The organism is Vreelandella zhaodongensis (assembly GCF_013415115.1).
Classification (GTDB): Bacteria; Pseudomonadota; Gammaproteobacteria; order Pseudomonadales; family Halomonadaceae; genus Vreelandella; species Vreelandella zhaodongensis.
Window position 1 is genome coordinate 65,776 of the sequence record NZ_JACCDD010000011.1, and the last position, 14,795, is coordinate 80,570.

Here is a 14,795-nt window from a genome sequence, read left to right on the forward strand (position 1 = left end):
TTTAGATCTCAGTGCGAATGCGCTTTTTATCCAGCTTACCGACACTGGTTTTAGGAATTTCATCTACGAAGCGAATCAACGATGGAATGCCCCAGCGGTTGATGCTGCCCTGTTCTACGAACTGCTCCATAAATGTTTGTACCTTCTCTGCAGTGGGCGGGTTATTGACATCGCTTGGTACGACAAGCGCCGCTGGCCGCTCGCCCCATTTATCATCCGCGACGCCGATCACCGCCACTTCAGCCACACCTGGGCATTGGCTAATATAGCTTTCCAGCTCAAGTGAAGAGAGCCACTCACCGCCGGTTTTGATGACATCTTTAATACGGTCGCTAATGGCCAAGAAACCATGCTCATCAATCGACCCAACATCACCGGTATGTAGCCACCCATCCCGCCAAAGCTCTTCACTGCGTTTTTCTTCCTTGTAGTATGCCTGAGTAAGCCAGGGCGCCTGGGCACGCACTTCGCCCACGCTGACGCCATCATGGGGTAGCGGTTCTCCATTAGCATCAACCACCTGCAACTTCACCAGGGGCACGGGCAAGCCAGCCTTACACCGCCAAGGAAGCTGCGTTTCAAAATCGGCCTCTATGACATCCCGAGGTAAAATATCGGCCGTTAGCAGCGGGCAGGTTTCTGACATGCCATAGGCACTGCGCGTATCAATGCCGAGTGACCAAGCGCGGCTGGCCAAGGCCTGGGTAAGCGCGCTACCGCCCACCAATACCTTCCAACCGGTTAAATCAACTTTTTTCGATGCAATAGCGTCAGCGCTCACCACCATATTTAGCAGCGTAGGCACGCAGTGGGAGAAGTCGACCTTCTCGTTTACCAGTAGCTTGACCAGCATTTCTGGCTCATAGCGGCCAGGGTACACCTGGGTCGCCCCCATCAATGTGGCGGTGTAAGGCACGCCCCATGCATGCACATGGAACATTGGCGTGATGGGCATGTACACCTTATCGCGATTGAGCAGCTCAAAACCTGGCGCCTGGAAAGTACTGGCTTCGCCCAGTGTGTGTAGTACCAGTTGGCGATGAGTAAAAAATACCCCTTTCGGATTGCCAGTGGTGCCCGTGGTGTAGAACAGCGTGGCCACCGCATTCTCATCAAAAACAGGAAACTCGTAATGAGTTGGCTGCTCACTTAGCAACGCTTCAAACTCACCAACTAGCGGAAGCGACGTGCTGACTGTGCTTTCTGTTTCTTGGCAGAGCAGATAGCCGCGAATGTTGGGTAGTTGATCAGCGAGTGGCTCCAGTAATGGCACGAAATCCTCATGCACTAGCACAAAGACATCTTCAGCGTGCTCCATCGTGTAGTGAATTTGCTCAGACGCCAAACGTACGTTGACGGTATGCAGCACGGCACCAATCATGGGAATGGCAAAAAAGCACTCTAAGTAGCGATGGCTGTCCCAGTCCAAGACTGCCACCACATCACCCGCCTGAACGCCCTGTGCGGTTAGCGCATGGGCAAGCTGGTGTACCCGCTCACGAAAACGTCGATAGTCATGACGGCTCTGGTCTCGATAAACAATCTGGTTATTTCCCGCCATTCGAACACCTGACTCCAGCAAGTCTCTGATTAACAGAGGCGAGCTAGTCGCAGATGGCGTAGAAGGAAGTATTTTTGGCGTTATCGTAGACATAAAACACACCTTTCGATTGTTATTGGGAAACCGTTTGTTATTCGCGCTCTATTAACAGCGCAATGCCCTGCCCACCGCCAATACACAGCGTGATCAAACCATAGCGGCCCTGACGTCGCTCCAGTTCGTGTAAGGCTTTTAGGATCAAGATGGCACCGGTCGCTCCTACCGGATGGCCAAGCGCCACGGCACCACCATTCGGGTTCAGTTTTTCCAATGGGAAGCCCAGCGTATCGGCAACGGCCATCGCTTGTGCCGCGAACGCTTCATTGGACTCAATCACATCAATATCATTGATCGTCAGCCCTGCCTGTTGGAGGCAGCGTTTCACCGCTGGGATTGGTCCTAACCCCATTACCGAAGGCTCCACACCGGCGGTGGTTGCCACGCGAAGTCGCGCCCTAACCGTTAAATTGCGCTGCTGTGCTTCATCGGCATGCGCCAGCACCAAGGTCGCTGCCCCATCGTTGATTCCAGAGGCATTGCCTGCCGTAACCACTCCCTCTTTTTTAAAGGCTGGCTTAAGCCGTGCTAAATCACTTAACTCAACGCCTTCACGCACATGCTCATCACGGGCAAAGGAAACCGTCTGTTTTCCTTTTGTCACTTCAACAGGCACGATTTGCTCGTCAAAACGCCCTTCTGCAATGGCTTTTGCCGCCTTACGGTGGCTATCCATCGCAAACTGATCTAGCTGCTCGCGGCTTAAGCCATACTGCTTGGCGATATTTTCAGCGGTCATCCCCATATGCCCGCTGCCAAATGGATCACTAAGAATGCCGAGGGTAAGATCCTGGATATTGGCATCGCCTAGGCGTATCCCATTGCGTGCTTGGGGCGGCAGTAGATAAGCACCTCGCGACATCGACTCAGCCCCACCCGCTAGTGCTAAGCGGCTGTCGCCCAGGGCGATTTGCTGCGCCGCCGATATCACCGCCTGCACGCCAGAACCACATAGCCGGTTAACATTAAAGGCACCAGCTTCTTTCGGCACTCCCGCACTCAACGCGACATGACGGGCAAGGTAGGCATCTTGTGGGCCAGTGGTAATAATATGGCCATACACAGAGTGGTCGATATCAGCGCCAGCAATGCCCGCCCGGCGCAGTGCCTCCTGGGCAGTGATAGTGCCTAACTCATGGGGCGCGAAGGATGAGAGCGACCCACCAAACCCGCCAATGGCGGTGCGAGCACCGCTTACAATAACAACGCTATCCAGTTGCATAGTCTCTCCTTAGTAATGACGCACAGTGGATAAGGGCTTAAGAAAAGAGCTTAAGAAAAAGGGCTTAAGCCACTTTGCCCAACAGCGAGCGTGCGACCACTTCTTTCATAATCTCAGAACTACCGGCGTAAATCGTTTGCACCCGCGCATCTAAGTAGAACCGTGAAATCGGATATTCATGGGTGTAGCCATAACCGCCAAACAGCTGAAGGCACCGATCAACAGCGCGACACTGCAACTCGCTGAGCTGTAATTTAAGTATCGCGGCATCGGTACTTGTCATCGTGCCCTGGCGATACTTATTAACGCACTGATCAAAGTAGGCCCGCGCAACATCCAGCTGGGCCTTAATCTCAGCCAGGGTAAAGCGGGTATTTTGAAAATCGGCCACGCGCTGGCCAAATGCGTGACGCTGGGTGACGTAATCAAGCGTTAATGCCAACGCGCCCTCTACCGCGCCAAGCGCTTGAGCCCCTACGCCTAAGCGCTCCCGAGGGAGCTCTTGCATGAGATAGCGAAACCCAGCGCCCTCTTCCCCTAGTAAGGCGCCATCAGGCAGTTGCAACTGATCAAACGCCAGCTCTGCCGTATCGCTGGCATGTTGGCCGATTTTCTTAATGGGTTTGCCACGGGAAAAACCGGGGAGTGACGTATCGACCAAAAACAGCGAGACCCCTTTTGCACCTGCACTGGGGTCTGTTTTGGCACAGACAATAACGAGATCTGCTACTTGGCCATTGGTAATAAACAGTTTGCTGCCGTTGAGCACCCACCCATCGGCTATTTTGGTGGCACGGGTTTTCATCGCGGCCAGATCACTGCCAGCATGGGGCTCGCTCATGGCAATCGCTCCCAACCACTCCCCGCTTGCCATGCGGGGTAGCCACGTTTCGCGCTGCTCATCAGTGCCTAAATTTTGCAGGTAAGGCATCACGATATTGGCGTGAATATTGTAAGCGCTGGCTAGCCCACCAAACCCTTGCCGAGACATCTCCTCCAGTGCTAGCTGGGTAGTGGCAATATCGGCTCCTGAACCACCATAGGTCTCATCAAGGTCAATCCCCAATAGGCCAGCGGCACCCAGCGCTAGCCATAAGGAGCGCGGTATTTCACCGGCCGCTTCCCACTGCTCATAGAAAGGCGCCACTTCCTGCGCTAAGCAGCGGCTGATCATGTCATGAAATAGCGCCTGTGCTTGCTCGTCCATGCTCACTCCTTTAGGTCTTGGCGCAGGTGACGCTTAAGAATTTTACCGGCAGTACTTTTTGGCAGTGCCTCTGCAAACACTATGCGTTTAGGAACTTTGTAGGGTGCGATCAAGCTTTTTGCATGATGGATGAGTTCATCCTCACTCACCGCTTGCCCCTCTTTCACCACCACAACGGCGGTAATCGCTTCAATCCACTTTTCGTCTGGCAGCCCCACCACCGCTACTTCCGAAATGGCTGAGTGCTTAAACAGCGCCTCTTCCACTTCACGACTGGCGACCAGCACTCCCCCCGTATTAATAACGTCTTTAATCCGATCCACGACATATAAGTAGCCTGCTTCATCGAAGTAGCCCACATCGCCAGAATGAAACCAGCCGCCCTGGAAGGACTCGTCGGTCATCTCAGGCTTATCCCAGTAGCCCGTCATTAGCTGCGGCGAGCGATGGATAATTTCGCCATGTTCACCAGGGGCAACATCGTTCATTTCCAAATCAACAATGCGCGTTTCTACTGTGAGTATCGGCCGTCCCGCCGACGCGGGACGCTCAGCGTGCTCTTCTGGGCGTAATACCGTTGCCAAGGGGGCTATTTCACTCTGCCCGTAGCAGTTATATAAACCAACGCCGGAGAAACGCTGCTGCATTTCTTGCAAAACAGGTACCGGCATGATCGAGGCGCCGTAGTACGCTTTCTTGAGTGTGGTTAAATCAAACTGATCAAAGTCAGCATGGCGCAGCAAGCTGATCCACACGGTGGGCGGTGCAAAGAACGATACGATTTTTTGTTCAGCAATCGCCGACAGGCAGCTATCCGGTAACGGCGCTTCTAGCAGATAAACGGGAGCTCCCAGTAGCAGAGCGGGCATCAAAAAAACATGCATTTGTGCCGAGTGGTAAAGCGGAAGAGCAGCCAACATGGCGTCGCTTCCCTTGATATCCAACTCCACCATGCAGGCCATATATTCTGCCACCAGCGCTTGATGGCTCATCATGGCGGCTTTAGGTGCTGCCGTTGTGCCAGAGGTATAGAGCAGCTGTGCAAGACTGTTTCCCTCTAGAGCAACCGCTGGCTCACTTGTTGATAGCGAGGAACGCACACAAGCCAAGACATCAAAACTGCCTAACTGACTATCTTGTTGATCGGCATGAAGTGTGCCGTTGACGATTAATCCGAAACCTTGGGTTGCCTCCTGCACTTTGTCGGCTAACGCAATATCGCTTAGCAGCCCTTTCGCCCCTGACTGCTCAAGGATATAGCGCAGTTCGTCACTACTTAGTGCAAAATTAATAGGCACATGTACTAACCCCGCTTTAGTGGCGGCAAGCCAAGCTATGACATAAGCATCTGAGTTTTTACCGTATACCGCCAGCCGGTCTCCAGGAGAAAGACCGGCCGCTAACAAGCCGTTGGCCACGCTGTTAGCGGCGTCATTAAGCGACTGATAGCTCCATGTTCGCTCACCAAACGTCAGCGCAAGCTGGTGAGAATATTTGCGGGCGCTGCGGTTTAACGCAGCGCCAATCGTATTACGGTGAATGGTGGAGATGTGTTCCATGCCAAGTCCTTATTGTTATGTGTTGTTGATAAGGCATCAGCGTTTTACTAACTCTTGACGAGTGGACAGACGCTTTCAGACAGTGGCCGGAACGCTTCCTCAGCGGGAATAGTGCGCACAATTCTGAAAAGATCATCTTCATCAACAGCTTCTTCCGGTGTTTTCACTTCCACGAGGTACATGTCATGCACCATACGACCGTCTTCGCGGATGTAGCCGTTCGTCGCAAAAATATCGTTAATGGGAGTGTCGGCCATCTGCTGACGTACGGTTTGCGTATCGTCTGTTCCGGTTGCCTCAATGGCTTCTAAATAGTGGCGGGTACTGGAATAAAGACCTGCGTGCACCATGGTTGGCATGCTGCCGGTACGCTCACGGAAACGCTCAGCCCAGGCACGTGTCTCATCATTTAAGTCGTAATACCATGCTTTGGTGAACTGCAGCCCTTGGGCATTTTCTAACCCAATGCTGCGTATATCAGTGCTGAACAGCACCATACCCGCTAGAATCTGTCCGGCTTGAGTAATACCGAACTCGCCAGCCGTTTGAACGGCATTGATGGTATCTCCACCGGCATTATTAAGGGCAATAACATCAGCACCCGACGCCTGGGCTTGCAGCATGAAGGAGGAGAAATCATTGTTCGGGAAGGGGTGGCGCGCGCTACCTACTATCGTTCCACCATTTTCGGTGACCACCCTCTCAACATCCGCTTCAAGCGCATGGCCAAACGAGTAGTCTGCACTGAGTAGATACCAGTTTTTATAGCCTTCCTGCGTAATGGCTTTGGCCGTACCGTTAGACATCGCCCAAGTGTCATAAACCCAGTGAATATGGTTGGGAGAGCAGTGTTCGTTAGTTACGCTAGAAGAAACAGCGCCATTCACCAAGCCAAGTTTATCCGCATCTTCCAACAAGCCTACGGCTGCCAAGGTGACCGATGACGCCACTAGCCCCGTGACCATGTCGACATTACGCTCATCAATCCACTCGCGCACAACGCTTGAGCCAACATCTGGGCTATTACGATCATCAGCACTAAAGACGACCACCTTGGCACCGTGTACGCTGCCGCCCATATCTTCAATCGCCATTTCAATGGCATCTTGCCCTAACGGCCCTATCGGATCACGATAAATACCCGACATATCAGCAAGATAGCCAATGCGTATTTCATTATCCGAAATTCCTTCATTGGCGGCTAACGTGGGCGCATAGCCAGCTGTGATAACCGCTGCCGATAACGCAGAAACAGCAAAGCGACGTGATAGTTGCATGATGTTCACCTGTCTATTGTTGTTATTAAAAGAGGCTAGAGCCCACTTTATTGACTACTTCACAAGCATGTTAAAATTAAAAAATGAATAACTGTTTACCTATCAAGCCAGTTTTTTTGCAATTCGTGCCATTCGGTGAAGATACCAACGCAGGTTAGATCATTAGTCGTTGTTACTTGCCAGCGTTACAATGGCGTTTTGCAACTGGCGGTATCGTTGGTCAGTGATGGTTTTTAACGAATATTTGACGGATGTTGGGAGTGTGACGTTTGGCGACAAGTGCTGTGGATAGCTTTTTACCCGAGGCGCTGCAATTTCGCCCTGGTGCCCCCTTGGTGGATATCGGGGCTAACCTGACTCACGAGAGTTTTCAGCGTGACTTAGGTGATGTCATTGCCAGAGCGAAAGCGGCCAATGTGGCTACCCTTATTGTGACGGGGACTGATATTGAACACGCTGAGCACGCTGTAGAGCTGGCTAAACAGACCCCGGGGATATATGCCACTGCCGGGATTCACCCTCACGATGCTAGCGGGTGGAATAGTGATGTGGCGCGCCAGTTGAAAGCGCTTCATCAACAACCTGAAGTGGTTGCCGTGGGCGAGTGTGGACTGGACTTTAATCGCAATTTTTCAACGCCTCACGAGCAAGAGCGAGCGTTTGAAGCTCAGTTGGCGCTCGCTGCTGAAAGTGGCTTACCGCTATTTTTGCACGAACGCGACGCGGGGCAGCGAATGCGTGAAATGCTACATAGCTGGCGAGATGATATCAGCCAAGCCGTTATTCACTGCTTCACCGCTGATCGAGATACACTGCACGGCTATCTCGATTTAGATCTTCATATTGGGTTAACCGGCTGGATTTGTGATGAGCGCAGAGGCCACCATCTTCGCTCCGTAGTGAAAGATATTCCGTTGGAAAGGCTAATGGTGGAGACTGACTGCCCTTATCTACTGCCTCGCAACCTTCCAGCTAAACTAAAAGGACGCCGTCACGAGCCAGCCTTGCTACCATGGATTGTAAGAGAGATTGCCCAGTGGCATGACGTGACTGAAACCGAGCTGGGGGAGGCAACAACCCGCACTGCCCAGCGTTTTTTCCGCCTTGATGCGGAAGCTTAAAAGGAGCGTAGCGTGGCTGATTACCCAGGATTTATTGCCATTGAGACGGGCGAAGAAGACGGCTTGCCGCTGGCTATTGCCTGGTCGTTACCCGATGGGCGCATTAAGCAAACACTCATTCAGCCTGACGATAGCTGGATCAGTGACGATACGAACGTGATGGGCGCTTACAGCATTGAAGAGCTGGAGAGTCTGGGCGTCAGCCCTTTAGATGTGATTCGCGAACTAGAGAACGACCATTTCTCTGCCACCCTCTACACTAGCGATAACGGCGACGATGAAGCGGCGCTAGCTCGCCTGTTCGACACGTATGGTCTCGACCCCTTTGTAGAACTAGCACCTGCACAAGTGCTTTATGAATCAATCAGCGCCAGTGACTGGCACCGCCTACGTAGTGAAACGTTTAATGACCTAGGGTTTGAGCCGATGCGGCCTGAACATGAAATCGAGGTCATGCTGACGCTACACAAGCAACTTACCGAAAAAGACTAAACCGCTTCGACCGGTGCTGCGTCAAGTTCTCGCTGCCCCTGTTTAATGGCCTGCGCCAAGGTATCCTGATGTTGATAATAGCGTGTCAACGCAACCAAGAAGGCGTTGGCACGCAGCGGTAGCCCCCTATCAAGGTAGCCCGCTGCCCTCGCAGCTACACTGCTAGCAAACGCGTCGCGATCTACCTCAACGTCTCCACCTAAATTATCGACGCTAACGTAAAACGTGCGCCCGCAGGCACGGGTAAAAAGCTGTTCGAGTGCCTGTGGGGCGATCTCCGCTTTTTCGAATGCTTGCTGCTGCTGGGCGTCGCGTCCATCGGGCAGATACCAGTAACCGTAATCTTCCAGCTGTCGGCGCTTCTCTCCTGCGATGCACCAGTGACTGATCTCATGCAGTGCGCTGGCAAAAAAGCCACGCGCAAAGATCACTTGGTGATATGGCGTATCTAGGGTTCTTGGTCGATAAAGAGGCTCGTCTCCGCCCCTGATCAGACGTGTCTGGTAACGCTCAAAAAACACACCATCAAATAGCGCTGTAATATCGTTAAGCGTCCAGCGTTGCTGTTCGTTTTTCACTATATAGCCACTTCGTCAACTGGTTCACATAATGTGCCGATGATTCATATTGCACGTCCATGGTGCCTATAGTATACCCGTGGCGCACCCGCAGACTAAAGAGTAGCCTGCTTACTTAATTGCTACCGACAACACAGCAACTCCTGCTACTCTATCGGCTTTTCTTAGGTCTCTTTGCTGAATAGGAACCACACCTTGGGCGGCTTTACTAGCAACATCAAAACCATCTATTGGCCAGAAACCCGTACGCTGATGGCCTTGGCGCTCCCCATTTGCGGCGCTCAGCTGGCACAAGCGGGCATGAGCGTGGTCGATGTCATCATGACAGGACGGCACAACGCCACTGACCTCGCCGCCGTATCGGTTGGCTCAAGCCTGTGGATGCCACTGATGCTGTTTATGACAGGTACGTTAATGGGCCTTACGCCTATCGTGGCACACCTTTTGGGCGGCAAGCGAAACACTGACATTCGCCCTGCGGTTCACCAAGCACTATGGGTCGCCTTAGTGCTTGGGTTTATTGCAGCTGCCCTGCTGTGGACAGTCGTTACGCCTATTTTCGACCTCATGAGTGTGCCACCCGCCGTAGCACGCGAGTCTGCTGCTTACCTGACAGCCGTCGCCTTTGGTATGCCGGGAATTGCCCTATTCCAGGCGCTCAGAGCCTTTTCAGACGGCATGAACCACACCCGGCCAGCACTATGGATTAGTTTGGTGGGGCTAGCCGTTAATATTCCCAGCAACTATCTACTTATCTACGGTGGCGATGGCCTGGTTAATTTATTTGGAGAGGGGTTACCTAGCGCTCTCCAACAACTGCCTGCATTAGGCGCATTCGGCTGCGGTATCGCCACAGCGCTCTCGATGTGGACGATGGCCGTTGCAATGGCACTCTATACCCGCAAAGGGCGCACTTACCGCAGCATTTCACTTTGGCAACAATTAACGCCACCAAAGTTGGCCGGTATCCGCGAACTTGTCGTGGTCGGCGTACCCATCGGCGTGGCCATTTTTGTTGAGGTTACGTTATTTACATTGATAGCCCTGTTTATTGCCAGCTTTGGAGAGATCACCGTAGGAGCTCACCAAATCGCACTAAGCTTCACGACTATTCTGTTTATGCTACCAATGTCATTAAGCATGGCACTTACCGTACGCGTAGGTAATACGTTGGGCCAACAACGCTTAGCTATGGCGCGTACCGTTGCCTGGAACGGGATTGTTATCAGCGTTATTGTCGCCGTCATCAACAGTACATTACTTTGGTTTACAGCAGTGCCAGTGATTTCACTCTATACCTCCAATACTGAGATTCAGGCACTGGCGCTCACTATTATTTCTCTAGCGGTGCTTTTCCAGTTATCGGACTCGCTTCAAGTCAACTTAGCGGGTGCGTTACGGGGCTATAAAGATACCCGAATTGTGATGGTGATTACGGTACTCTCTTACTGGATTGTCGGTTTAGGCGGTGGCCATTGGCTCGGAACTCATGGAGTCGGTAACCTGTCCGAACCAATGGGTGTACATGGTTACTGGATCGGTCTTATTGCTGGACTCAGCACGGCCGCACTACTGCTTGCTTGGCGCTTAAAGTGGATCAGTCAAGAGGAGTAATCGATGACGCCCTACACACAACAAGGCCGGTGGCTACTCACCACAACAAGCTTGCTGCTCGTTGGCTGTGGAAACGGCAATGCAGACCAGTCATGGGCGGATTACCATAGCCAGCTAGCAAGTAATCTCTCTATTGCGGCTATTGAGCGTGACGCCCCTCCTAATATTGGCGCCTTTCCTGAACGTCGACAGCGCTTAATCGACATCCCTGAAACACGTGAAGGCATGCTCAATATCTATGCGCTGCGCGAGTGCAACATAACATCACTGGTTGCGGCACGTAATAATCAGTTGGGGCGGGTTGCGCCTCCCAGTCAGCACTGGCTTTATGAGCGCACACTATGGCAACGCTTAAATGTCTGCTGGAACAGTGACGTACCTGACGGATTAAGCGACGACAACAAATCTCGCCTCGCCCAGCTCACTGAGCTCAAAACTGCTCAACTACCAGCCGTTAGTTGGAATGCTATTTTCGGTTCTGAAGAGTGGGAAAAAAGTTTCTCCAGAGCCAGCAGCCCATTAGATAGTACTGAACTGCCTGCCATTGATGACCATTTAGCAGCGGTGACTTACCTTGAGCAGATGGTGTTACATCAGTTTAGCAACGACTGGCAACAAGATTCTGCAACGCTTGAAAATCATTTGAAGACATTGCAAGAACGACCTTTAACAGCAGAAGTACTACGCTCAGTACTTCTTGCTCATCAGCGCCTAACAGAGGCCAACGAGGCGCTCGCGTCAAAGCTACCAGACGCTACTGAATGCCTGCAGGATAATTTCCCAACATGGCTAAACAACGTTGAACAGGTCTCCCAACAGTGGCTAACAGCCATTAACCAGTTTATTGATACTCATACCGTTACCCCGCCAATAGCGGTGAAAAACTATCAGCAAACTTGGTTATCAATGCGTAATCCTCAGGCTCCATGGCAACAATTCCAGCAAGTTAAAGCTGAACACCTAGCATTAAGGAATCAATTTAAGCGCTGCTAACCAAATTAAAAGCAGCAAACCCTCTTAACCTTCTGCGCAACCTGTGCTATTGGTGGAGTAGGCGGTAGGTTTGCAAACGCTACCTACCGATGTCGTGACCACGCAGCACAAGGAGGGACATTATGGGCGCATCTCTGTCACCCCGCTCTGCCCAGGTCATCGACCTGGAAACCGTGCGTCAGCGTCAGCAGGCGCAAAAATGTTTAGTTCGTTTAGCCCCAGAGCTAGACGGATTAGAGATGGTCTACCAGCTCGCTGCGAGTCCCGACACGTATTATGGCCTACCTATATTGGCCTGGGGGCTACAGGAAGATGGCAACGTTATTGGTCTTGTGCCATGGATGGAAACGCTAGCTACTTGCCATGAACTCGACAGCGATGAAAATGGTCAGTTCATTGGCTATCGCGATCCAGAAACGGAAGAAATATTTAACCTTCCACCCGATCACAAATACGAAGAACTCACCGCCTCAGCCAGCTATTTCGAATATGAAGCATCCGGCGACGTCACGCTTATTCAGCAACTTCCCGACACTCTCGGTACCCATGCACTGTGCATGAACCACCCTAACGCGCCTTGGAACATGAAACAGGTTTACGGCTGGCGTCTCTACAGTAACGGGAGCATTGAAGCCCTGCTCGCTGATGAACAGCACGCCACCATGACGCCTATACTGCTGGGTGATAAGTGCCTCTACGACGCTCACTCGCGGCATCGCACGGTCTACTTTTTCCAACGCCATATTGCTAACCGCATCATGGAGGAAGATCCTGCGACACTAGAAGCACTTGCAATGATGGTTGTTCCACAGGATGAAGATGCTTAAGCTTAAAAAACGCTTGCGAGGCCACCAAAGGGGCTTAGAAAAAGAGCCCAGACTGCGATTGGCTGGCCTCGCACAGTTATAGCTATTTACGCCAAACGAATAAAATACAGGTAGCAATCTTCAGATGCTTCCTGCATCAGTAGCTGATGCCCCAAAAATTGGCAAAACTTTGGCACATCGCGCGTCGTCGCAGGATCTGTTGCTATTACTTTCAAAATCTGTCCAGAACTCATATCACGCACCTTGTTATGCATTAGCATAATGGGTTCAGGGCAATACAAGCCTGTTGTATCTAACGATGCATCAAAATCGTGTGGGTCATCCGTATTATCAGTCATCTACAATCTCGTTTAGGAAACAGACAGCATGATCAAAGTCATCATTGAACGGCGTATTATGCCCGGCCTGGAAGAAGAGTATGAACAAGCTGCCCGAGAAGCCATGCGCGCCTCCCTTGGTGTAGCGGGATTCGTCGGAGGAGAGACGCTCGTCGAGCTTGGTCATACTGATCACCGCCTGATGATTACCAAATGGCGCGACCTACGCGCCTGGAAAGAGTGGCACTCAAGTGAAGCACGTGCAATGGCCATGCAGCGCATTCTGCCCCTCTTAACCGAAGACGAAGCGATCCGTGTTTACGAATCTGGCTATTAGCCGCGGATCTTTTAGTTTCGCTCGCACTTCAATTAGTTAATAAGCCTGACATGAACCGTCACCTCTTCACGATCATGATAGAGGTGACGGCAAGAAATCCTAGCTCGTACACCTGCCGTTTCCAATGCTTCTTCCAGCGTCGTTAGACACCGATTAACTTCATCCCAACGTTTTTTCATGGGCAGTTTTAAATTGAAAATTGCCTCCCGACACCATTTACGGGTTAACCAACGCTCAACCATTGCCAACACGCGCACAGGTTTATCGACGATATCGCATACCAGCCAATCCATGCGTTGAGGCGGCTCCCAAGCAAAGCCATCTTCTTTTAGATGATCTATCTGCCCTGTGGCCATTAACTGCTTATCCATTGGACCGTTATCGATAGCATAGACATACATACCACGCTGTACTAACTGCCATGTCCAGCCACCTGGGGCAGCCCCTAAATCTGCTGCCTGCATGTGTGCCGCTAGCCGGTCATCCCACTCTTCACGGGGAATAAATTCATGCCATGCTTCTTCTAACTTTAACGTTGAACGGCTTGGAGCTCGAGAAGGAAAACGTAACCGGCGGATACCATTGATCAACTCGCTACGATTATCAGGAAAGCTCATTCCTAGCTGAACCCGGTCACCATCCGTCCAAAAAATATGCAACCGACGCGCTCCTGCCTTGCCCCGCAAAGCACCACGCTTTTTTAGCATGCTTTGCAGCGGTTTAGTCAGTGCCTTAATTAAGCCGGCCAGTGCTTTGCCATCATTGGTATCAGGCGTTTCGTGCCAAATTTCTTCAAAGCTCCAACGACTTGACTTCACCTGATCTAAGATCGCGGTGAGACGGTCATCTCGAGACAGTGTTAGTGCGGGCATAGCCGCTAAGCTTTGGCGAGCAAAAATTAGCCGCTTAAACGCAGCCTTACGATGCAAGTCATTAATAGGCTCTTCATCCAAGCGCGTTAAACTCACCCACCCTTCGCCTTGCATAGGTTCACAGCTTACCCCTTGCTGCTTGGCATGGTGCTGCATCTCAGCCAGCGCGTCGCTCTCAAAGCCCGGGCGGCAATATACAAGCCACGAAGTGGGTACCGTTTCACTCACCCTTTCACCTCTTAAGTAATTTCATGCCATAGGTGAGCACTTTGCCAGAACAAAATCCCCCCGCTAATCGCCGCATCATAGCACTTTATGCCTGATGCTTTCTAAGAAGCAGGACTTTATCTGCTTGATTAGCTTAAACCATTATTAGCGGCCAATAAAAAACCCCCTGTTTCAGTTGAAACTGGGGGTTTTCTTAATAAGTAACTGACGATGACTCCACCCAGCCCTCCGTGTCACCCTTGTCATTCCCGCAGGCCCTTAGCGGGAATCCATGTTGGGCTGGGGTTCGGGCTGCTGCAGGCCAAGGTCAACGTGGATTCCCGACACCCCCACTCGGGAATGACGGTGTAGTGGCTCGGGGATGACGGTGCGGTAAGCACAAACAAAAAACCCAGCCGGTTGGCTGGGTTTCTTGTTTAATAAGTGCCTGACGATGACCTACTCTCGCATGGGGAGACCCCACACTACCATCGGCGCTAAGCGGTTTCACTTCT

Annotated in this window: 15 protein-coding genes; 6 read left to right on the top strand and 9 right to left on the bottom strand. The window is 51.8% G+C overall.

Annotated features, from left to right (window positions below):
* Position 1: 1 nt before the first annotated feature.
* The 5 genes from HZS79_RS16380 to HZS79_RS16400 all read right to left on the bottom strand — a co-directional run bounded on the left by HZS79_RS16380 (position 2) and on the right by HZS79_RS16400 (position 6,922).
* Entirely contained in the window at positions 2–1,654 is a 1,653-nt protein-coding gene (locus HZS79_RS16380; protein ID WP_179928385.1) for a fatty acid--CoA ligase, read from the bottom strand.
* A 37-nt stretch (positions 1,655–1,691) separates the two neighbouring features.
* Entirely contained in the window at positions 1,692–2,879 is a 1,188-nt protein-coding gene (bktB, locus tag HZS79_RS16385) for a beta-ketothiolase BktB (RefSeq protein WP_179928386.1), read from the bottom strand.
* Positions 2,880–2,943: 64 nt separating this feature from the next.
* The gene (locus tag HZS79_RS16390) at positions 2,944–4,086 is read right to left on the bottom strand and encodes an acyl-CoA dehydrogenase family protein (RefSeq protein WP_179928387.1); all 1,143 of its coding nucleotides are present in this window, start codon (positions 4,084–4,086) and stop codon (positions 2,944–2,946) included.
* A gap of 2 nt (positions 4,087–4,088) precedes the next feature.
* Positions 4,089–5,645: a fatty acyl-CoA synthetase gene (locus HZS79_RS16395; protein WP_162219518.1), complete on the bottom strand. Its 1,557-nt coding sequence runs from the start codon at positions 5,643–5,645 to the stop codon at positions 4,089–4,091.
* Between the two features lie 47 nt (positions 5,646–5,692).
* Entirely contained in the window at positions 5,693–6,922 is a 1,230-nt protein-coding gene (locus HZS79_RS16400) for an ABC transporter substrate-binding protein (protein ID WP_179928388.1), read from the bottom strand.
* Between the two features lie 269 nt (positions 6,923–7,191).
* Here HZS79_RS16400 and HZS79_RS16405 point away from each other — a divergent pair, with 269 nt between their 5' ends.
* Together HZS79_RS16405 and HZS79_RS16410 are read left to right on the top strand one after the other, a co-directional pair.
* A complete protein-coding gene (locus HZS79_RS16405) occupies positions 7,192–8,043 on the top strand; it encodes a TatD family hydrolase (protein WP_179928389.1) in 852 nt (283 codons plus the stop codon).
* A 12-nt stretch (positions 8,044–8,055) separates the two neighbouring features.
* Positions 8,056–8,535: a hypothetical protein gene (locus tag HZS79_RS16410; RefSeq protein WP_179928390.1), complete on the top strand. Its 480-nt coding sequence runs from the start codon at positions 8,056–8,058 to the stop codon at positions 8,533–8,535.
* Here the strand turns inward: HZS79_RS16410 and HZS79_RS16415 are convergent.
* A complete protein-coding gene (locus HZS79_RS16415) occupies positions 8,532–9,116 on the bottom strand; it encodes an elongation factor P hydroxylase (RefSeq protein WP_371829579.1) in 585 nt (194 codons plus the stop codon). The two genes, HZS79_RS16410 and HZS79_RS16415, sit on opposite strands and share 4 nt — an antisense overlap.
* A 192-nt stretch (positions 9,117–9,308) precedes the next feature.
* On the opposite strand from HZS79_RS16415, the gene HZS79_RS16420 reads away from it, so the two are divergent.
* The 3 genes from HZS79_RS16420 to HZS79_RS16430 all read left to right on the top strand — a co-directional run bounded on the left by HZS79_RS16420 (position 9,309) and on the right by HZS79_RS16430 (position 12,547).
* Positions 9,309–10,727, top strand: coding sequence for an MATE family efflux transporter (locus HZS79_RS16420; protein WP_179928391.1), 1,419 nt, complete (start codon positions 9,309–9,311; stop codon positions 10,725–10,727).
* A gap of 3 nt (positions 10,728–10,730) precedes the next feature.
* On the top strand, positions 10,731–11,720 hold the full coding sequence (locus tag HZS79_RS16425; protein ID WP_179928392.1) for a DUF3080 family protein: 990 nt from the start codon (positions 10,731–10,733) through the stop codon (positions 11,718–11,720).
* 122 nt (positions 11,721–11,842) lie between these two features.
* Positions 11,843–12,547 (top strand): hypothetical protein, encoded by a 705-nt coding sequence (locus HZS79_RS16430; RefSeq protein WP_162219511.1) that lies wholly within the window; start codon positions 11,843–11,845, stop codon positions 12,545–12,547.
* An 86-nt stretch (positions 12,548–12,633) separates the two neighbouring features.
* Here HZS79_RS16430 and tusA read toward each other — a convergent pair whose 3' ends face one another.
* On the bottom strand, positions 12,634–12,885 hold the full coding sequence (gene tusA / locus HZS79_RS16435; protein WP_162219510.1) for a sulfurtransferase TusA: 252 nt from the start codon (positions 12,883–12,885) through the stop codon (positions 12,634–12,636).
* A gap of 28 nt (positions 12,886–12,913) precedes the next feature.
* On the opposite strand from tusA, the gene HZS79_RS16440 reads away from it, so the two are divergent.
* A complete protein-coding gene (locus HZS79_RS16440) occupies positions 12,914–13,201 on the top strand; it encodes an antibiotic biosynthesis monooxygenase family protein (RefSeq protein WP_162219509.1) in 288 nt (95 codons plus the stop codon).
* A 32-nt stretch (positions 13,202–13,233) separates the two neighbouring features.
* Here HZS79_RS16440 and rlmM read toward each other — a convergent pair whose 3' ends face one another.
* Both rlmM and HZS79_RS16735 read right to left on the bottom strand, forming a co-directional pair.
* Entirely contained in the window at positions 13,234–14,301 is a 1,068-nt protein-coding gene (gene rlmM, locus HZS79_RS16445; RefSeq protein WP_162219508.1) for a 23S rRNA (cytidine(2498)-2'-O)-methyltransferase RlmM, read from the bottom strand.
* A gap of 307 nt (positions 14,302–14,608) precedes the next feature.
* On the bottom strand, positions 14,609–14,795 hold a 187-nt coding region (locus tag HZS79_RS16735), incomplete at its 5' end, for a hypothetical protein (protein ID WP_218928034.1).